This window comes from Psychrobacter sp. AOP3-A1-26 (assembly GCF_052378235.1).
Taxonomy (GTDB): domain Bacteria; phylum Pseudomonadota; class Gammaproteobacteria; order Pseudomonadales; family Moraxellaceae; genus Psychrobacter.
Genome location: NZ_JBQSXN010000036.1, coordinates 1 through 21,254, shown reverse-complemented (window position 1 = coordinate 21,254; position 21,254 = coordinate 1). Strand labels below are relative to the sequence as shown.

Genomic DNA, 21,254 nt, shown 5'->3' with positions numbered 1-21,254 from the left:
TATTAAAAAGAAAAGGCTGGTGCCATTATGGCGCCAGCTTTTTTGTTTGTTTAGTACTTTTGTCTTTGACGGTGATACCTTCAAATTCGAGCTCTTTACTGGTCGTTTCTAATAAGGTTAACTCTTCTTCTATTAGCGTCAGCATATCTTGTATATGCGGTAATGCTTTGCTACAAGCGGTAATACAAAACTCAATCTTGTCCAAATACGTGGCTAAGGTTATATTTATTGCTTGTCCATTGAACACGATAGAAGCAGGATATAAAGATTGCAAGCGCGCGCCATTCCAATATAGTGGCTTCTCAGACCCAGGAACGTTAGAAATGATAAGGTTAAACGCTTGTTTCTTAGGGAATAAGCCAGTGGCTAGATTGATACCTTCCCAAGCATAAGCGATCACACTATAGTTGATGACTTGTGCTTGATTCATGCGGCGGAAGCGGCGCTTGCCATTATTCATACTACGGTGAATCAACTCAATCCGGCGCAATGGATTGTCTAAATGCGTGCCTAAATTGGCCAATACAAATGACAGCTGATTGCCCGATATACTATTATCAGTACGTAGCGACATCGGCACAAAAGCAATTAATGGCTTGCTAGGCAATGCGTCCCTCGATATTAAATAACGACGAATGGCACCAGCACAAACCGCTAGCACGACGTCGTTTCTGCTGATTTTTAGCCTTTCGGCGATGTCGTTAAAACGCTGTATGTCATAAGACTGTGCCGCTATCCGCCGTGATGCTGAGATACGTTTATTTAAAATACTCATTGGTGCATCAAAAGTACCCACATAACCATCATCACCATAGTTTTTTAGGTTGTCTAGCAGTTCGGTAAATACAGGTTTGATAGTAGATAGTTGTTCTTTAAGAATATTTCTAATGGATTTTTCGGTAGGCAGTATGGCATTGACTTGGTTACGATGACGCGCCATTAATGACCAAATTGGTAGGGTTACGGGCTCGGTAGGTGATTGTGATAGAGACTTTTTAACCAAGCGCATGGCAGCGATGCCATCAACCAACGAATGGTGAATTTTGAAATATAAGGCAAAACGTTCAGGAGCGCCTTCACTTTCAGGCTGAATACCCTCAATCACATGGCATTCCCATAGCGGCATGGCGCGGTCTAAAAGGCGACCGTGTTCTCTTGACACGTACATCAGCAGCTCGCGTACCCGTGCAGGCTGTGGTAACGCCACGTGATGCAGGTGATGCTCAACGTCAAAGTGTTTATCTTTTTGCCAAAAAATTAAGTGTTCAAGTACTTGGTTAAAAGGAAAAGTGGGTGGTACATCAGAGTCTTGCATCTGTTTTACCAGTTGACAGACAAAACCACTGTCCGCATTTTCCGGTAATTCAAATAAAAACAAGCCGCCGACGTGCATGGGTTGTTTACGCGACTCAAGAAGTAAAAATAACTGGTCGACTGCGGTGAGAAGTCGCATAATAAATCCTTTTATGACAATAATTTAAATGAGTGTTGCTGCATTTATTATTATTTTATAGCTGATTTTTTATTAAAAACTATTAAGGTAATAATTGTTATTCAATTAAAAAACTATTGGAAAAAGTATCCTGTCTGTGGCGAGCTGGCAATGGCCATCTTGCGCATCGGCATACGGCCCGCTAAGAAAGCCTGACGTCCTGCCCAAACAGCATGTTTCATGGCCTGCGCCATCATCACTGGGTTTTGCGCACTGGCAATCGCTGAGTTCATCAGCACACCATCACAGCCCAGCTCCATGGCAATGGCAGCATCAGAAGCGGTACCGACGCCTGCATCGACCAATACTGGTACTTTGGCATTTTCGATAATAAGGCTTAGCGTATGACGATTGAGCAGACCAAGGCCTGAACCAATCAAGCTACCAAGCGGCATAATGGCCACGCAGCCCATGCTTTCTAATTCTTGCGCCACGATAGGGTCATCTGAGGTATATACCATGACTTCAAAGCCATCATCAATCAGCACTTTGGCTGCTTTTAGGGTCTCAGTGATATTAGGGTAAAGCGTTTTTTCATCACCCAATACTTCAAGCTTCACCAAATTATGCCCGCCCAATAGCTCGCGAGCAAGTTTACAAGTACGAATGGCGGTTTCCGCATCAAAACAACCCGCGGTATTCGGCAGTATGGTGTATTTATCAGGCGAAATCACATCCAGTAGATTGGGCTCATTGCTATTTTGTCCAATATTGGTACGACGAATGGCGACGGTGACAATCTCTGCTGCCGATGCTCCAATAGCATCGCCAGTTTCAGTCATATCTTTATACTTGCCTGTGCCTACCAACAGCCTAGAAGAAAATGTACGGCTTCCTACCGTAAAAGTATCTTGTAAAAGGGGCGTTGGGTTAGTAGTAATGCTAGCGTTCTCTGACATAACTGAAAATCCTAATAGCGAGTAAAACAAAATGTTATTATAGCAAAACCATACACGCTTACTTGCAATCTTTTTTGGTTTAGCAAGCTAAGTACAATGGGCTTACTAAGCAATAGTACTATTGCTTAGTACTATTTTTAGCACCGTTTTCTCTTTGAGTCCACCTTCATCTATCAGGTCGTCTTTATGATGCAACTGCCATACAGTTTTGCGAAACGCCATCAAATCTTAGCCATACTGGCTATCGATCCTGAGCTGCCGACGACTTTGGTGCTGACCAAAGCCACGCCACTATCGGCAATCAATGAAGCGGTGCGGTTTTTACAGCAGCAGGGCGTACGCGGCGTACCCACATACGAAAGCGTCAGCTCCGATGATTTTGAAAAACGCATGAATGCCGCTTATGCGGGGAACACAGGCGAATCACAACATATCGCCGCTGGGCTTGAAGACCATCCTGACCTTGATAGTTTGGCGGACAGCGTCCCTGAAACTGAAGATCTGATGGATCAACAAGACGATGCGCCCATTATTCGTCTGATTAATGCGCTGTTGTCCGAGGCCATTCGTCTTAATGCCTCAGATATTCATATCGAGACCTTTGAAAAACGCTTGGTGGTAAGGTTTCGTGTCGATGGTGAGTTAAAAGAAATCATCACCCCCAAACGCCAGTTAGCGCCATTACTGGTATCGCGTATTAAAGTCATGGCCAAACTCGATATCGCTGAAAAGCGCGTACCGCAAGATGGGCGCATCAGTTTACGCTTGGCAGGGCGCGAAGTCGATGTACGGGTATCGACATTGCCATCGAGTTTTGGTGAACGAGTCGTGATGCGGTTATTAGACAAACAAGCAGGGCGGTTGAATATGACTTATTTGGGCTTGTCTGATAATGATTATAGCGAGCTGAAGCGCTTAATCCATCGCCCGCATGGCATTATTCTAGTGACAGGGCCAACGGGTTCTGGTAAAACCACCACGCTGTATTCAGCATTGACTGATCTAAATGATCAAACTCGCAATATCTTGACTGCTGAAGATCCGATTGAGTTTCAGCTCGATGGTATTGGTCAAACACAGGTTAATAATAAAGTAGATATGACCTTTGCCAAGAGTCTGCGCGCGATGTTACGTCAAGATCCAGATGTGGTGATGGTGGGTGAAATTCGCGATTTAGAAACGGCAGAAATTGCGGTACAGGCGTCTTTAACAGGGCATTTGGTATTGTCTACTTTGCATACCAACACCGCCATTGGTGCGGTCACGCGTTTGCAAGATATGGGCGTTGAGCCATTTTTATTGTCATCGTCACTGATTGGCGTGGTGGCGCAGCGCTTGGTGCGTACTTTATGCACACATTGCCATGGCTGGCAGGCAGCGGATAGCGAGCAAGCCAAATTGTTTATAGAGATTGGTATTGAGCCAGCTTCAAAAGGTAGTGCCGAAAGCCTAGTAAATAAACCAATCAACCTGCCCAAGCCAGTCGGCTGTGATAAATGCAATCAGTCTGGCTTTAAAGGACGGACGGCAATATACGAAGTCGTGCCTATTGATGATGCTTTGCGGCGTATGATACATAGTAATACGGCTGAATATGAGCTAGAAGACTACGCACGCCAGCAGACGCCATCGATTCGTGCTGATGGGCTGCGTAAAGTGATTGAGGGGCGGACAACGCTAGAAGAAGTACTGCGTGTAACCAAAGAAAGCGCCCTAACTGATGACGCTATCATAGGCTAGTTTTTTAACGCACTTATTTTGCAGCGGTGCACTCAACTTCAACGCTGGCGCCTGCAGCCAGTTCTGCAACACCAAAGGCAGAGCGTACTGGGTAAGGTTTGGCCAACTCTGCTTTATAGACTTTATTAAAATCATCAAAGTCGTCCATATCAGTTAGCATGGCCATACATTTAACGATATCTGTCTTTTGGTAGCCGTGCTTTAATAGGGTTTCATTAATATTGTCGAGTGCTTGTTTAGTTTCAGCTTTGACACCGCCTTTGACCAATTTGCCATCTTTAAAGCCAATTTGACCAGACATGTATAACGTATCGCCGACACGCACCGCTTCTGAAAAAGGATAGTTACCGCCGTCGCCTAAAAATACCGGGCTAGACTTGGTTATAGTAGCGGTATTGGCCGCTGGCGCAGCATTAGCAGTCATAGCGAGTCCTAATGAGCAGGCGCCTATTAGTAATGCTTTAGATAGATTACTGCTGAGTTTATGGGCAAGTTTTTTATGGGTAATTTTGGACATCGCTGTCTCCTTATTATAAGTTTATGTTGCACGGTTTTTTACTTATTCTAAATTATTTATTTGCATCTGTTTCATCATCATCAGCAGATAATTGGTCGTTTTTCTGGATTTCAGTATCAGTATCAGTTTCAGGGTTAGACTCTGTCGACTTGCTGCTGGCATTGCCTTGACGGCGCGCTTCTAATTCAGATTTGGGTATCCACGCCCACGTCATCTCAACCACGATAGGGTCACGGTCGCTGTCAGACTCACGATCATGAATCACACAAGGGATGACCATTTCGCCTTTTGGGGTGTTTAAAATATCTAGGCGTTGCTCGTCAGTTAACGACGATACGGCGGCAATCTGACCTTTTTTAATCGGACGATAAAAATTCACTGAGTACGATTTAATCAAGAGCACACGGTCAGAAGGTAGGTTTAAGCCCAAAATAAAGCCTGTCGCCGTTTCTGCGAGCAAAGTAATGGCAACGGCATGGACAGAACCAATATGGTTTTGTACCGCTTTGGTATTATTTAAACTCACCACCACTTGGTTTGGTTCGACTGTTTCATAGTAGACGCCCGTTGTGCCTACATAAGGCACCACTTTACCAAATGCTTTGGATAAAATGCTCGAGCGCGCACCAGCGGGTAAATATTTGGTAACGGATAACAGCTTGGTAAACTGATTACTGATAGGCTTAAGGGTCGTGTGTGGCTGTTCAACGGACGAGATTGTGTTGTCAGATACTTTGGCTGGTAATTTATTGGCCAGCTTAGTAGGTAGTTTTTTTAATAATCCTGACATACGAAATTCCTCAATGAGATTGGTTTTACAATGCTAGTGACACGATCGTCAAAAATCTTATATGGTACATAATAGCCTAACGAGCTTTATCCTAGCAGCTATTTTAACTATGGTACATTAACTGATGGGTCCCTACTATTATTACCATGAACTGTAGCGCTTATAAAATAATAGTAACGTAACGACACCTTAAACGATACCTTGGACGATAGAAATAGCATTGCTATAGTCAGTCCTAAATAAAATAAGGATAAAGTTTATCACGCGCTACTGGGACAAGTTTTTCTTGCTTGCTGTGCCTGTGCAGACAGAGGCTGCGCAAAATTTATCCCAGTAGCACTGTATTTTTTATAGTGGATCGGCTATATATGCCAAATGGTCGCCCCATAATAGCGCGGCTTATATACTTTTTACGCGACTTTTTAATGCTGGATAATGCAATGTCTAATATGCCTGATTTTTCTGTTCACAAGCCAACCAATATGATTTATAAGGGTGTTGCTGGTACAGGTAAAACCTATCGATTGCTACAAATCGCGAAACACTATACCGATTATTTGCCTAAAGTGAATAATGAAGATTTACTCGTACAGCTATTACAAGATTTTAGCTGGCGTGAAGTCCTATGTCTGATATTTTTAGATATGCATAATAAGAAAAAAGATTTGTTAAAAGTACCAGAAATCGTTAGCCATGAGTTTTTTTCTGCTAAAGCCGCACAAAATGCCCGTGATAAAAACTTAAATAGCACGGCTTGGCTAGAGTTGCGCAGGCATAGCCCTACTAATTCAAAAACAGTGACCTATAAAAACCGATCCAGCCAAGCCTATTTTGATAAAGACCACAGCGGTGCATGGTATTTGCTTCCAGAAAGTATGGACTTCTTAACCGAGTTGTCGCAGCAACTTGCCGAGTTTCAGCAAGCGCAGCGTGACAATAATATTAATCAAGAGCATCATTTTAGTCAGCAGCGTTTTAGTATGGTTAGCTTTCATCAAGCGTATGGCTACGAAGAGTTTGTGGAAGGTCTTCGTCCTGTGATGGCAGCTTCGAGCACACCACAGCATAGCCAACCTCAAATGAGCTACGCGATTGTAGATGGTGCATTTTTAAAACTGTGTCAGCGCGCCGCCAGCGACCCTGAACAGCGTTATGCGCTGCTAATTGATGAGATTAACCGCGCCAACGTCTCACGAGTATTCGGTGAGCTGCTCAGTTTGATTGAGCCAGATAAGCGGGATGGCATGGCAAACGCGATGACGGTTAATTTGGCCTATTCTGGACGGGCGTTTAGCGTCCCTGCCAACGTCGATATTTATGCCACCATGAATACCCAAGACCACTCGTTAGCGCCACTCGATATGGCATTACGTCGACGCTTTCGCTTTGTCGATTGCCCGCCGCAGCCTGAATTACTACCGGTTATTAGTATAAATGCAGGTTTAGAGCCAGCTAACGAAGCTGAATCCATTGATTTGGCCAAAGTATTGATGGGTTTAAACAATCGTATTACTCAAACACTAGGAGCGGAGGCGCAATTGGGTCACGCGTTTTTATGGTCCGTATACAGTCTTGCTGAATTACAAACGGTATTGATTGAGCAGATTATCCCGCAATTGGCCCAAGCGGCAGGCGGGCAAGTTTCTGTTTTGCAGTATATTTTGAAAGACGAGCAGCAGCCAATGCAGGCACAGTTTATTCAGGATAGCCAAATGCTCATAAACCATGATTCGAGCAATAAGAGGGACAGTCAAAATAATATAACCGCCCAAAACCCGCTGTTTGTGGGGCATGGCTCATTGCTTGGTCAGCCCATGGCTGCAGAAAGCTATAATATTAATACCGACCTTATTGCCAAGACAGGCGCGTTTATCAAAGCCATTGTCTACCAGCGTTTATACCCATAAGGCGGTCAAGCAGTGATGAATAGCGGTCAAAACCTCCAAGGTAATACTGCCAGCAATGGTATGAATAACGCTTATATTGAGGCGGCTGATGCGAGCGTGATCACTGTCTTTGAGCACCAACGCTTGACGGTTCATGATTTTTTGCAACCGTCAGACTTTCACTGGTTAATGGCGCAAGAGTTTTCGGTTTTTAGTATCAAACGTCAGCAGGGGCAATGGCAGTTAAAGGTCGGGCATTATATTGGCATTATTTTATTACCAAGTGGCCTGTCGCTTGAGATACTGCCCAAACTTAATAAATCAGTTGAAAGTAACGATATCGCCCAAACTCGCCACTGGGTGCAACATATGCTGTCCGACTTGACCGGTAGCAGCCAGCGCACCCATCGCAAGCTGCCTAGCAGCAAAAACTTTGGTCAATTTAGCAACCAAATCGCCGCGTTACCGTTAGAAGTATGGCCCTTATCAGATTGGTTGATTGCGCAGTTTTTGCAACGACTTACTCGTTATCAACCGATCAAGCACTATCAATCGCAAGTCCACAACCAAGCATCGCTACAAGGCCGACTGCTCATCAAAGAACAGCTGCGCCAAAATAGCATGCAGCCGCATAAGTTTGTCTGTGAAAGCAGTATATTGAGCCAAGATATGCTGGGTAATCGCTTGATTAAGAGCGCATTGGTTTTGTTGACGCCTTTATTTTTTCAGTCCACGCTATCTCAATCAACTTCTTCTAAGTCTTGGCAGTTATGGCAACCCGTTTCTACGCTTACGCCTTATGACATGCAGCGGCTAGAATCTGTATATGCCCAAGCAAAGCGCGAGCTGGCGATGCAGCCACTTAGGGCGCAGCAATTACAAGCCGCCCAACAATTAGTAGATTTAGCATATTGGTTATTGCAACAGTCAGCGACTGCAACGGGCAATGGCATGGATACGCAACGCTCATTTAACCGTCAGCATACTACGCGGCGCTTATGTTTATTGATTGATATGAATCAAGCTTTTGAACAATGGGCAAGTCAACGACTCGCCTCGGTGTTTCAGCAACTAGATGCTAGTTATCGATCGCTCTATCAAACGCAACATGTGTGGCTAAGCGATGCAGCAGGGCAGGCCTGCTTGTCCATCCGTCCTGATTTACTGATCTATCAAGCGGCCGCTACTGACGATCATAGTTATCAAAATCAGGATAATACAGTAGCAGAAAACATCAGAGAATCAGGGGAAAGACAATTAGATGTTGAAAAGTCGGGGCGTTATAGCCACGTGATCGATATTAAATGGAAACACTTATCTCATGCATCTGATGTTAGTGTTAGTGATGCTTATCAATTAATCAGCTATGCGCAGGCTTATCAAGCGGATCAGGTTTGGCTGGTTTATCCCGTACGCGGTGACGAAAGACAGCCAGTCGCGTTGAAACAACAAATCTATCAGGATAAAAACGCCAATAGCTATGCTAATAGCCATGATGATAAAGTCGCGTCTCCTGTACAGCTATGGCTGATACCGTTTGATGTTCTAACGGGTAGTATAAATGGTGGCTTGCTTCCCGAAGCGAATGTAGTATAATGGCGCTATCGATATTTGGGGATCATCGCTGGCAAGACTTTTTGTCGAAGTTGTTTCCATGTGAAAGCAGTATTTTTAAAATAATTTAGCAGTTTTTGAAATTAATTAAAAATAGGTGTTGACACAATCGGCTTTACCCCTTAATATGTGCACCTCGATAGCGAGGAACATTAACAAGTTAGCGGTATTACCAATAACGAGTTAATCAACAAAGCTATCGTGATAATAGAAATTTCGGAGTGTGGCGCAGTTTGGTAGCGCATCTGGTTTGGGACCAGAGGGTCGTAGGTTCGAATCCTATCACTCCGACCATCTATTTTATAAGAGCCTTACAGGCTTTTTTTTATGTATAATGGTTTAGTTTCTGATATTATAAGCAGACGATATTATAAGCAGACGATATTATAAGTTATCCCAGTTATGTAAAAGTCCTCTAAGAGCGCCTGTAGCTCAGTTGGATAGAGCATCTCCCTTCTAAGGAGGTGGCCGCAGGTTCGAATCCTGCCAGGCGCACCATTTAGCCTGCAAATCTTGCCTATTCTTGGCAATAGTTATGGCGGTTGTAGCTCAGTTGGTAGAGCCCCGGGTTGTGATCTCGGTTGTCGTGGGTTCGAGTCCCATCAGTCGCCCCATATTTTATTCTGCATTACCTGTTATTATTTATATAACATCTCCTCTGTGTTAAAAAACCTTTTATAGTAATTATATTTGCCATTGTTGGCATTTTTTTGTGCCTGTCTGTTTAATATTATTCTTCCCAGCTAGGGGCTGTATAGAATTCAGCTAAGGAACTGACAGAGACTATTTTTTAGGCAATTCGACGCCAAAAATAGTAAGTTTAGTCATTCTAAGCGCGATAGTTTTGGCTATGAAGTGGCAAAAAATAGTCCTGTTCCTTCGGACTGATGCTAAAATCGCCCCAGACGTTGTTGTAAATCTAGCTAAGGTCTCGACATTACCTTCGATTTACGCCTAGTCTGGAATTATTTTAGCGATCAGCAGTCCTAATAGATGAATTCTATACAGCCCCTATCCATAAGCAATGTCTCTTTTTTATAAGCAGCACTTATTTATAAAGAGCACCTATTCATAAGCAGCACCTGTTTATAAGTCTTCAGCACGCCCTAACAGCTTGCGCAACACTTATCCCAGTAGCAGGGTGTTTATTTTATAGTGGCTCGACTATAGTCAGTGAAAAGTAAAATCGATTTTTAAAGTATTTTAACTATATATTGAAAATGTGCCCGACTTAATTTGGACTGACTCTATTTATTTTTGTTAGAATTGATGGTTATTGGATATCGGTTATTAAGGAAGTGGTTGATGGACGCACTGAGCGTGTTGCTACAAAACGTGCATTTATTTGAAACCAAGTACTATCGTTTAAATGGGGTCGGCAATTGGTCTTATACTCTCACCAGACAAGATACGATTTTATTTTATTTGGTGATGTCCGGTAGTTTTTGTATCGATGTGGGCAATGGGTTACGCGAAACCCATGCTGGCGATATTATTATGATCCCTAGTGCGCATCAGCACACCAGCTATGCGCTGAACTATCATGGTGATGATGCCCAACCATTGGATGAGCTACTGCTGAATTGTCAAGAAAATACGCTTGATCTTCACGGTGATGGTGACTCTAATTCGTCTTTGATTCTTATAGAATGCAAGTACGATAAAGAGATGATCCGTCCTTTGTTGTCTGTGTTGCCGCCAATATTGCCTGAAATCAATGATGAGTCTGATGGCAGGTTTGAGGTTATTGATGTCGAGATTAAGCTACTGACACTCGAAACTGAGCGTGAGCGCATGGGAAAAACGGCGGTCATCAACCATTGGGCAAGTATTATGATGATTGAATGTTTGCGTGTCTATATTGAAAGCTTACCCGACGTGACCGAAAACTGGCTAAAGGCGATGAAAGATCCGTTCTTGACCAAAGCGCTGGCCGCGATGCATGCAGCACCGGACCAAAACTGGACGATTCATAAGCTCGCTGAAGTGGCAGGTATGTCGCGGTCGAGCTTTGCGCAGCGCTTCAAAGATACGGTTGGTATGCCGCCATTGGCCTATCTTATTGATTATCGCTTGCGTCTGGCCGCTCGTTATCTGCGCTTGCAGCAAAACAGTATCAGTCGTATCAGTGAGCTGGTCGGTTATGCCTCAGACTCAACCTTTAGCCAAGCATTTAAACGGGTGTACGGTATATCGCCAAAAGCGTACCGCCAGCAGTATCAAAAAGACAGCATCGCTTAGTTTGTAGTCAGCGAACTTGTTTTTAAAATAATGAGTTTTATTAGGGGCTGTATAGAATTCAGCTAAGGAACTGACAGAGACTATTTTTTAGGCAATTCGACGCCAAAAATAGTAAGTTTAGTTATTCTAAGCGCGATAGTTTTGGCTATGAAGTGGCAAAAAATAGTCCTGTTCCTTCGGACTGATGCTAAAATCGCCCCAGACGTTGTTGTAAATCTAGCTAAGGTCTCGACATTACCTTCGATTTACGCCTAGTCTGGAATTATTTTAGCGATCAGCAGTCCTAATAGATGAATTCTATACAGCCCCTATAGAAATATGAAGCCTGAATACAGATAGTCTGTCTATTTTCGAGGCCTCATATTTTGACGATGTGCAGCTGACAATGTGCTTGTGTTCAGGTACTATGGAATGATGAGTTATCTAAGCGTGAGCGTTTGTTTTGAACGCCCAATATCTGCCGATATGGCAGTTATATCGTATGGTTTAGATGATGTTTATTTTTGCTGCTGATGGTATGTTATGACTGAACCGACCGCAAAGCCAAACGCAAAAGCCAGTAGTCACCAAGGCTCTACCGCGTCTGCTAAAGAACAAAGCAATATGAATGAAACTAACGCTAAAGACAGCGCTAAAGATAAGGTTGAAGACAACCAACGTCTTAGGGAAAGTGAGCAAAAAGACAAGGTGGTTGAGACACCTGATAAAGCCATGCTTTTGGCGCTTTTTACCTTGCCAGATACTGAAAAATCAGTCACTCAAGACGCTGCAATCAAAAAAGCTGCCATCAAAAAAGGCGGTGAGCTGCCTAACACCAGTAAAACCATGCAAAACACCACTGCTAGCGAGACGAGTGTTGCTGCGCAGCGTGTGGCGCTTTATCATACCCAGCACGAGCGTACTCGGCTACTATATCTAGCCTCCACTGCTACGCGTCCCACTTACTTGGTACAAACGCTGAAAACACAGTTCGCAGAATATCAGCAATACTTGTTAGCTCAGCAGCTCGACAAACGCGGTTTGATGGATACCGATGGGCTAGAGCGTCTCTGGCAGCAGCTACATGTGGTTGATGATATTGTTGCCGATATCGTGCGTTATATGCCAGCTCAACAACCGGCAGGGTGGCAGCTGACTACACAAGATGGGCGCAACCCCCTGTGTTTTGCCACCGTCGGCAAGCTTAAACACGGCAAACCTGTTTTGGACCAAGGTAGTCTCAACGGTTATGTACTCGGACACTTTGGGGTCAGTAGCTTTACTTATGATCGTGGCTATTATATCGGTCACGTGGTTGGTTACTTATTTAGCTGTTATTTCTGCGCCCATTTATCTATTAGTTATGGCGTCACAGCGCTTGGGCAGCAGGTAGTTGCCGATTATGATTATGCCAGTCTTGAGACGCCGCATATGGTGAGGCTGCTGCAAGGGCTGGATGGTTATTGTAAAAAACGTATTTACCAATTGGCGGTGATTTGTGCTCGATTGAGCGTCTTTGCCAGTGATAAGCGTATCGAGAGAATGCTGATAGCAGAGGTTAATGACTTTGATAAAAAGTTGCAGCAACAGCATTTAGATGTGTTGTTATTACAAGGCATAATGCCAGACAGTAGCGACTCTACGCCGCTTTTTTAAAGCGTTGACTGTCTATAGTCGATTCCAAATAAAACAGATACATTATATTTTGATGCGGAACTGGTATAAATTTTTCTGGTGTGCTGTGCCTGTGCCGACAGAGGCTGCAAAACTTATGTTTTAAACGAAAGTATTCCAGTCCCGCTGTATCGCTTTTATACTGAACTCACTATATCTTAAAGCCCTGATTTATAATCTTTTTTATTGACCGTCTTAGGATATCTGCTGCTATGCCCGCTTATCATTTTAAAGCGCTTGACGATCGCGGTAGTGTCCAAAAAGGCTTGCTCGAAGGCGATTCTGCGCGCCAAGTACGCCAACAGCTGCGTGATAAACAATGGACGCCCGTTGAAGTCAGTGCGGTCAATGATCGACAAAGCCAAGATAAAAACCGCCATAAAAAACCTTCTGCTTATGAGCTTGCATTACTCACCCGCCAACTATCGGTATTGCTCGCAGCGGGTATTCCGTTAGAGGAAACACTCGCAGCTGTCGCCAAGCAATCGCCAAAAACCCATATCAAATCTCTCATGCTCGCCGTGCGCTCGCATGTATTAGAGGGCCTGAGTTTAGCGCGAGCGTTGCAGCAAGCCGCCAGTTTTCCACCGCTATACATTGCTACTATCGCCGCTGGAGAGAAATCAGGGCATTTAGACTTGATTCTCAATCAGCTGGCAGATTACACCGAAAACCGCTTTGCCCTGCAAAAGAAAATTCAAGGCGCGATGGTCTATCCGATTGTGCTGATGGTGATGGCAATTTGTGTGATTATGGGTTTGATGAGCTTTGTGGTGCCCAAAATTGTCAAAGTCTTTGAACAATCTGAGCAAGCGCTACCGCTGATTACCCAGGTCGTCCTAGCGATGTCGAATGCCATTACCCAGTGGTGGTGGCTGATGCTACTGGTATTGGCAGGGACGGCCTTCTTATTTTATCGTTTTGCCCAGACGCAAGCTGGTAAATTGGCAATAGACAGCACGGTACTAAGATTGCCAATACTGGCGCGATTATCAAAAGGGCTTAATGCGGCGCGCTTTGCCAGTACACTGGCGATACTGGTGCGCTCTGGCGTGCCGTTGATTGAAGCGTTACATATTGGCGCTGCGGTGACGACCAACTTGCATATTCAAAAAACCATCATCAGCGCTGCTGATAGGGTCACCGAAGGCTCGAGCCTATCGAGTCAATTAGAAAAATCTGCCTACTTTCCACCGATGATGGTACAAATGATTAAGAGTGGTGAAAACTCGGGAGAGCTGGAAAATATGCTCAGTCGCGCCGCCAATATGCAGGAAGCCGAAGCCACTAACTTTATCAGCACTTTACTGTCGTTACTTGAGCCGCTGATGCTGGTATTGATGGGCGTAATAGTGATGATTATTGTGATGGCGGTGATGCTACCCATTGTTAATATGAATGATTTGGCAGGTTAGGGTGTGTCCTCAATGCAATCGGCGGATATCCAAATAGGTTATAAATATTCTAGCAATCTGACTTAAAGCTTAGCTAAGTTTCTTAAGTTTTGCTTACTGTTGTAGATTATTGACCACATCCTGTTTCTTCTTTCGCTAAATCCAGCATTAGGCTATAGTGGGCTTTAACTAAAAGTTAATACTTTTAAGTGTTGATACTTGAAGTTATTACTCTCAGTGTTAACCGGCCTAACTTATTTAGTTAATGTTATGGCAGTGGTGGATAAAAATAAAATCATCGTCTATAGTTGCAATCACTTCATTGTTAATTCAATATTCAGGTATAACTGTGATAATAAAAGCGACGATTATGATTAATAAGACCAAAGTAAACACCACTTTACCAAGCTCAGAAACCACCACTCAAACTTTTTCCGCAGCTAACAGTAAGCAGACGACAGCATCTGTACAGCGTAGCCAGTCTGGATTTACCCTGATAGAGATTATGGTGGTCATTGTGATTTTGGCGATACTTGCAGGCTTGGTGGTGCCAAACATAGTGGGACAAAGTGATAAAGCGAGGATAAAGACCACTGAAATAACTTTGTCCTCAATATCTAATGTATTGGATCAATATAGAGCTGATAATGGCCGCTATCCAACGACAGCGCAAGGTTTAGACGCACTGACCACGCCGCCTGCGGAAGCCAAGAATTATCCTGACGGCGGCTATATTAAAGGTGACTATCCAACAGATGGTTGGGAGAATGAGCTGCAATATGTCTCTCCAGGTAGTGAAGGCCGCCCCTATGATTTATTTTCTCTGGGCGCTGATGGGCAGCAAGGTGGCGAAGGTCAGGATGCCGATATTTATGCCAAGCTATAAGCGCTAGCCCGATCTCTTTTGGGGCATTACAGGCACTATATCTGCTGAGAAGTAAACCGCCTACTGGTGAATGCACTTCTGGTAATAAAAAATATCAACCAATAACGCCTTATTGGTTGATATTTTTTATTACCAGATAGGATTATCGTCGTCTATTAGCAGTTCTCGCGTTAAGTTCTAATATTACCATTACTATATTTACTAAAAACCATTTATCAAAAATATCGTTTATTAAAGAATCAGTTATCCAAGCAATCAGAGGTAATCCTATGTTAATCACAATGCCAACATCAGCGCCAGCATCAAAACCAGCTAACACAAACAAAGGCGCTGCTAAAAAGTTTTATGCTATTACTAGTAGCGCAATAGTGACAGTATTGGCAATGACCTCCATGCCAAATCAGGCAGCAGGTTTGGGTGAGTTGTTTAGTAATAACAATGCGGCACAATCTAAGTTTTTGCCAGTCGATAAAGCTTTCCAAGTGGACAGTATCACTAAAGTAACGTCTAAGGGCACGCGTTTATCGGTCGCTTTTGATATCACACCTGGTCATTATGTTTATAAAGATAAGCTTACTATAAACTTCCCCAAAGGTATCAGCGCTGTCCCATTCACTTTTAGTCAGTCGCCGGTTTCTATTGATGATCCTACATTTGGTAAAGTGCCTGTGTTTACCCAAAAAACCATGGTAGCAACCACTACTCTTACGACTAAGAATGGCAAAGCGGCAAAAAACGTGCCGGTTATTATTGGCTGGCAAGGCTGTGCAGAATCAGGATTGTGCTATCCACCAGAAAAGATTAAAACCACGCTCAATATTGCCACACGCAAATAAGCCGTAAGCAGTAATTTTAAATAGTAGTTATACATAGGTAGCGCTTCATGTCTATTAAGATACCAAAAACCATCTCGTCAGTTAAAACGGCATCATTAAGCAGGCCATCACTAACGATGGGTAAACCTGCAAAAAAGTCTTATTTATTGGCATTTGCTATTGCCAGCAGCTCTTTACTGACAGGGCTGACCGCGACCACCATGACCACGCAGGCAGCAGGATTGGGGGATCTATTTGGTAACAATCAAAGCGCTGCGCAGTCGGAATTTTTATCGGTAGACAAAGCGTTTCAAGTGAGTAGCAGCACTAAGGCTGCCAAATCTGGGACGCGGTTATCGATTAATTTTGATATTACTCCAGAGCATTATGTTTATAAAGATCAGCTGAAACTCACGCTGCCTACTGGCGTGAAAGCGACCCCTTTTACCTTCAGTCAAACGCCTGTTTTAATCGATGATCCCACCTTTGGTAAAGTGCCCGTATTTGACCAAGTCAATATGGTAGCGAGCACTACCTTGACCAGTACCGATGGCAAAGTGGTGGACAATGCAGGGATAGTGATTGGATGGCAAGGGTGTGCCAAAGCTGGGCTTTGCTACCCACCTGAAAAGATAAAAACCACCGTTAATATTGCTGCTGCAACATCAGAAACACCCAATACAGCGGATGCCAATAACCTTGAAGCAGATAGTCTTGAGGAAAATGGGCTTGAAGAAAATAGCCTTGAAGCAGAGTCAGGGCTGTCGGACGATGAGGTAGTTGACTATGCTTTACTCGAAGATGATGCTTTAGAAGGTGAGCTGACAGGGGCCACTACGATTTCTGGCGCAGACTCCGAAGTTGTCAATAATACTGCAGCCAATGATACGGTAGCCGCCGCTAACGACTTAGAAGAAAGTGATCCGTTTGGTCTGGCCAAGCACCCTTGGTTGGCACTGGGCTTATTGTTTTTAGCTGGTTTGGGCTTAGCGCTGACGCCATGTGTATTACCAATGCTGCCAATTGTTGCTAATATCGTCGCTCGTCAAAAAAATCCAACGGTCAAAAAAGGCGTTATCTTAACCACTAGCTATGCGATAGGGGTGTCTATCGCTTACGGCATCCTAGGTGCGGTGATTGCAGTATTTGGTGAATCATTAGGAATTATTGGTTGGCTACAAAATCCAATAATCTTGATTAGCTTTGCGGTAATATTCGTTTTGCTGGCTCTTTATATGTTAGAGGTGTTTACGATTCGTCTACCGTATTTTATCACCAGTAAGATGCAGGGTTTAAGCCAAGCTGGTGATAGTAAAATGGGCAGTGCAGGCGGCAGTTTAGTCGCAGGGTTTCTATCGGCATTGGTCGTCTCACCTTGTGTCTCCGCGCCGTTATTTGGTGCATTGCTTGCCGTCTCGACAATAGGCAGTCCGCTACTTGGTTTTGCCGCTTTATTTATGCTCGGTTTTGGTTTGTCCGCGCCGCTTATTTTAATTGGGGCAACTCAAGGCAAAATTATGCCAAAGGCTGGCGAGTGGATGAACTGGGTCAAGCAAGGTTTTGCCTTACTGTTATTTGCAGTGGCATTGTTATTGATTGAGCGGGTATTTATCTCGCCAGTGATGCTCTTGGTTTGGGCATTATGGTTTATGGTCGTAGCAACATGGGCATGGAGCTGGTTGGGTAAAGCGCGTATGCTGACTCAAGCTTTAGGGCTTATCGCTGGGATTTGGGCAGCTTGTTTGGTGATTGGTGCGGCGCTTGGTAATGACGATAGCTTGCATCCGCTAGAGTCGTTGAATGCTGCTCCGATGCTCATGCAATCAGCAGACGGTCAAGCTGGCGGTGTCAATAACGCCAGCAATGCCTCAGACAAGTACATTACGACGCTAGCAGAATTGGATGCCATCACCGCTGCTAACCCTAAAGTCTTGGTTGATTTGACCGCTGACTGGTGTATTGAATGCCGTATTATGGACAAAAACTTATTTACCAATCGCCCAGCGCAAATGCAAGACTGGCAGTTAGTGAGATTAGATATCACTGAGACCACGGCTGACTCTAAAGCTATTTTGGCGCGCTATAAGTTATTTGGGCCGCCGACACTGTTATATTACCAAGACGGGCAGCTAACTCAAAAACAAGTGGGTGAAATTGGGCGTCAGGAGTTTGAGCAGACGTTGACCGCACTTAATAAGTGATGCAAAGCCGATAATTTTAGTCTTATCCTTTCAAGACAAAAAAGCCAATATACCGATTGATGGTATGTTGGCTTTTTATTTATTCCTACTTACCTGTTTATTATGCAGCGATAAGGCTAGTATACTATCTATATTTTCATTACAATAAAGTAACAATATCGCAGGCTGATTACAGATCGTCATTACGGTCTTCGATGTCTCCGATTTATCTATCTTTACTGATACTTATTTCTTTAGCGATAACGCTAACAGCTATATTAACTATCTTATATACTCTGCTGGCAATCATGTCAGTAGACAAAGGATTTCTATGTTTGCTCATTATACTATTCAGCGTCATTCACAGCTTAATATTGCAGTGAATGGTCAAGCTGACAGCCCGCAATGGACCTTCCGTCAAAGTATGTACACTCCTCTGCGCATGGGCATTGCTATCGCGCTGAGTTGTACGGCGTTACAAGTACAAGCTGCCAATAATGATCAAGAATATAATGAATTACTACCATCAGAAGCGGCGTTCGAATACGAAGGTTATGAAGTAACGCAGGATAGCGATGAGTCGTTAACCAGTGCTGATCCATTAGCTCAACCTACTAAAGTTGTTAGCAAAGAATTTGTCGCCCAGCAAGCCAAGCTGTTTTTTGAATGTACGGACGTACAGACTAGCGCTGCGCGTTTGGCCTGTTTTGATAAAGTCGCTGAGCAAGGTAAAACACCAAGCTATACGATGAACAAACAGTCAGTAGATTTGGCCAAAACCTTTAAGACTACTATTTCAGGTAAGCCGCAATTCGTTTTTGTAGAAGAAAACTCCACTATCGTTGCTGATGCCAGTAATGACTCTACTGATCTAGATGTTAGCCAAACAGCGACTTCTGAGAGTTTGGATACCATTGGATTGACCACAAGAGAAGCAAAGGTATTAGAGGATGTCGGTGTTACCCAAGCTGATATCGAGAAATACACGCCGTTAAGTTTGGCTTATGATTTGGATAAAAACAGCGAGCGCGGTACCTGGACAGTCAGACCGCACCGACCAACTTATTTGCTACCGTTATTTTATACCTTTGATCCCAATTTAGGACCAAGCACGCCGTCGCAAGATAAAGAAGAATTTACCTCTAACGACACCCGTAACACTGAACTTAAATTCCAGCTGTCATTAAAGACTAAAGTGATGGAAGACTTGTTTGATACCAGTGCCGATTTATGGTTTGGTTATACCCAAGAGTCGCACTGGCAGGTTTATAACGAGGACAACTCACGACCATTTCGCGCCACGGATTATCAGCCTGAGATATTTTTGACCCAGCCTGTCACAGCTGATCTGCCTTTTGGTGGCCGTCTGCGCATGTTAGGAGCGGGTGCGATTCACCACTCTAATGGGCAAGATGATCCCTTATCGCGCTCGTGGAACCGTGCTTATCTGATGGCAGGGGCAGAGTGGGGCAAATTGTCAGTCATACCGCGTCTATGGGCCCGCGTCAATAACGAAAGCTCTAGCAGCGAGGACAATCCAGATATCGAAGATTATATGGGCTATGGCGATATCAAATTTTTATATGATTTGCCAGAGCAGCAAAGCCTAAGCGGTACTTTGCGTTATAATCCGAGTACCAACAAGGGTGCTGCCCAAATCGACTATGTCTATCCATTATCTAAAAACGTCAACGGCTATATTCAATTATTCCAAGGTTATGGCGAATCTATTATTGATTATAACCATGAAAATACTTCGATTGGTTTTGGTATCGTGCTAAATGACTGGAAAGGTTTTTAGGATAAACGCGCCGATAGGTATCGATAGATGCGCCGTTTAGCGCCTTATCAAAGCGGACTATGGCTGGCAGAGTATGGAGACGTACGCTGTCAGTTATGCCGTATTTATCGTAGTACACCGCAATCCCACCTGCCACAAAACCATTCCTCAGCAATTCCGCCTAATGATCACTCCTTTTTTACGAAACTACGTCAGCACATTAATAACCGTTTTGATAGCGGCTTGCTTTGCTCACATTGTCATAACAGTATCGCGTGGCTACCCATACCCTTTGAGGTGGATATTGCGGCGGGCATTGGTTTATCCATTCAAGCAGCGACTTATTACGATTATCCAATACGGCAAGCGATTCGGTCTTTTAAACATTATGAAGATATGACTAAGCTGCCATTATTGCTTCATGCAGTGCGCCAATTACCTAGACCACAGGGCTGCCATCGCGATAATAGCGTCATTGTTGCCATGCCAACCACCCCTCAACGCCTTGTTAAACGCGGTTTTGACCCCGTTAGTATTCTAGCCGCGCAATTGTCTAAACATTGGCAAATCCCACTATGGCAAGGTGTCCGGCGTATCGATCACACCGTCAGCCAGCAAGGCCTGACACGCGCTGAGCGCCTCAGTAATCTCAATAATGCTTTTGTGCTGACCGAAACCCCGGCAGTTAAACGTTTATTGCTGTTCGATGATGTCGCAACCACAGGCGCGAGCCTACAGGCGCTGGGCCGCGCTTTGTATAAGCCAGCTACCAATACCGCCTCTGCGTCCTCATTGCCGACCAACCGCTACCACCTATCTGCCTATGCACTCGCTCATGGGAGTCAGTATCGTTAGTCATTTATAAAGTATCGACGGTACTTCTATAATGACTAATATATTGCTAAGATGTTGCCTAACCGCTATATTATTAAATCAATATATATAAATTTGTTAGCTGATATTAATCGAAAGTTAGAATTGGTTTTTAAGTATCTGATTTAAAATATGTTTTTCCATAGCTGGCATGTGGTTTTATGGAATAAAAATTGCATGTCTTATAGTGAATAATAAAAGAATGTGACCTTTCCCTACTGATTGGTAGTTAAATGTTTTAGCAGGTAAGAGTTAAGAGGTCTTTTAGATTGACTATTGGCAAATGGATCGTTATGAGACAGACGGTAGACGTTATAAATAGGAATGTGATGTGAGAGCCTCTAAGAATAGCCTGTCGCCTACAATACAAATGAGAAGCTCAGGATTTACCTTGATTGAACTGATGGTCACGATCGCTGTGCTCGCTATTATTGTCAGTATCGCAGCGCCTAGCATTAGTACGCAGTTGGCCAATCAGCGCGTAAAGGCAACGG

At 43.9% G+C, this 21,254-nt stretch carries 16 protein-coding genes and 3 tRNA genes; 15 read left to right on the top strand and 4 right to left on the bottom strand.

Annotated elements, in window-relative coordinates:
* Positions 1-25: 25 nt before the first annotated feature.
* Both ACT3TU_RS07840 and ACT3TU_RS07835 read right to left on the bottom strand, forming a co-directional pair.
* Complete coding sequence (locus tag ACT3TU_RS07840; protein WP_192523642.1) at positions 26-1,453, bottom strand: WS/DGAT/MGAT family O-acyltransferase; 1,428 nt, start codon at positions 1,451-1,453, stop codon at positions 26-28.
* A gap of 113 nt (positions 1,454-1,566) precedes the next feature.
* Positions 1,567-2,391, bottom strand: a complete 825-nt coding sequence (locus ACT3TU_RS07835; RefSeq protein ID WP_192523641.1) for a thiazole synthase — start codon at positions 2,389-2,391, stop codon at positions 1,567-1,569.
* Between the two features lie 186 nt (positions 2,392-2,577).
* Between ACT3TU_RS07835 and gspE the strand changes: the two genes are divergently transcribed.
* On the top strand, positions 2,578-4,131 hold the full coding sequence (gspE, locus tag ACT3TU_RS07830; protein WP_444784237.1) for a type II secretion system ATPase GspE: 1,554 nt from the start codon (positions 2,578-2,580) through the stop codon (positions 4,129-4,131).
* Positions 4,132-4,144: 13 nt separating this feature from the next.
* Here the strand turns inward: gspE and ACT3TU_RS07825 are convergent, their stop codons facing one another.
* On the bottom strand, positions 4,145-4,648 hold the full coding sequence (locus ACT3TU_RS07825) for a RidA family protein (protein ID WP_444784236.1): 504 nt from the start codon (positions 4,646-4,648) through the stop codon (positions 4,145-4,147).
* A gap of 52 nt (positions 4,649-4,700) precedes the next feature.
* Complete coding sequence (locus ACT3TU_RS07820) at positions 4,701-5,438, bottom strand: DUF4442 domain-containing protein (RefSeq protein ID WP_444784235.1); 738 nt, start codon at positions 5,436-5,438, stop codon at positions 4,701-4,703.
* Between the two features lie 440 nt (positions 5,439-5,878).
* On the opposite strand from ACT3TU_RS07820, the gene ACT3TU_RS07815 reads away from it, so the two are divergent.
* The 14 genes from ACT3TU_RS07815 to ACT3TU_RS07750 all read left to right on the top strand — a co-directional run.
* Positions 5,879-7,345, top strand: a complete 1,467-nt coding sequence (locus ACT3TU_RS07815; protein ID WP_444784234.1) for an McrB family protein — start codon at positions 5,879-5,881, stop codon at positions 7,343-7,345.
* 15 nt (positions 7,346-7,360) lie between these two features.
* Positions 7,361-8,920 (top strand): McrC family protein, encoded by a 1,560-nt coding sequence (locus ACT3TU_RS07810; protein WP_444784240.1) that lies wholly within the window; start codon positions 7,361-7,363, stop codon positions 8,918-8,920.
* A 235-nt stretch (positions 8,921-9,155) separates the two neighbouring features.
* Positions 9,156-9,232: transfer RNA gene (locus ACT3TU_RS07805), tRNA-Pro, on the top strand.
* Positions 9,233-9,359: 127 nt separating this feature from the next.
* A tRNA-Arg gene (locus ACT3TU_RS07800) sits at positions 9,360-9,436 on the top strand.
* A 40-nt stretch (positions 9,437-9,476) separates the two neighbouring features.
* Positions 9,477-9,552, top strand: a tRNA-His gene (locus ACT3TU_RS07795).
* A 691-nt stretch (positions 9,553-10,243) separates the two neighbouring features.
* Positions 10,244-11,179 (top strand): AraC family transcriptional regulator, encoded by a 936-nt coding sequence (locus ACT3TU_RS07790; protein ID WP_192524622.1) that lies wholly within the window; start codon positions 10,244-10,246, stop codon positions 11,177-11,179.
* A 522-nt stretch (positions 11,180-11,701) separates the two neighbouring features.
* Positions 11,702-12,814, top strand: a complete 1,113-nt coding sequence (locus ACT3TU_RS07785; RefSeq protein WP_444784233.1) for a hypothetical protein — start codon at positions 11,702-11,704, stop codon at positions 12,812-12,814.
* Between the two features lie 230 nt (positions 12,815-13,044).
* On the top strand, positions 13,045-14,247 hold the full coding sequence (gene gspF, locus ACT3TU_RS07780) for a type II secretion system inner membrane protein GspF (RefSeq protein WP_444784232.1): 1,203 nt from the start codon (positions 13,045-13,047) through the stop codon (positions 14,245-14,247).
* A gap of 349 nt (positions 14,248-14,596) precedes the next feature.
* Positions 14,597-15,112, top strand: coding sequence for a type II secretion system major pseudopilin GspG (gene gspG, locus ACT3TU_RS07775; protein WP_444784231.1), 516 nt, complete (start codon positions 14,597-14,599; stop codon positions 15,110-15,112).
* A gap of 269 nt (positions 15,113-15,381) precedes the next feature.
* Positions 15,382-15,948, top strand: a complete 567-nt coding sequence (locus ACT3TU_RS07770; protein ID WP_444784230.1) for a protein-disulfide reductase DsbD N-terminal domain-containing protein — start codon at positions 15,382-15,384, stop codon at positions 15,946-15,948.
* Positions 15,949-15,995: 47 nt separating this feature from the next.
* A complete protein-coding gene (dsbD, locus tag ACT3TU_RS07765) occupies positions 15,996-18,128 on the top strand; it encodes a protein-disulfide reductase DsbD (protein WP_444784229.1) in 2,133 nt (710 codons plus the stop codon).
* 310 nt (positions 18,129-18,438) lie between these two features.
* A complete protein-coding gene (locus ACT3TU_RS07760; protein WP_444784228.1) occupies positions 18,439-19,908 on the top strand; it encodes a phospholipase A in 1,470 nt (489 codons plus the stop codon).
* A gap of 27 nt (positions 19,909-19,935) precedes the next feature.
* A complete protein-coding gene (locus ACT3TU_RS07755) occupies positions 19,936-20,742 on the top strand; it encodes a ComF family protein (protein ID WP_444784227.1) in 807 nt (268 codons plus the stop codon).
* A 388-nt stretch (positions 20,743-21,130) separates the two neighbouring features.
* A partial coding sequence (locus tag ACT3TU_RS07750; protein ID WP_444784239.1) for a pilus assembly FimT family protein occupies positions 21,131-21,254 on the top strand: 124 nt, incomplete at its 3' end.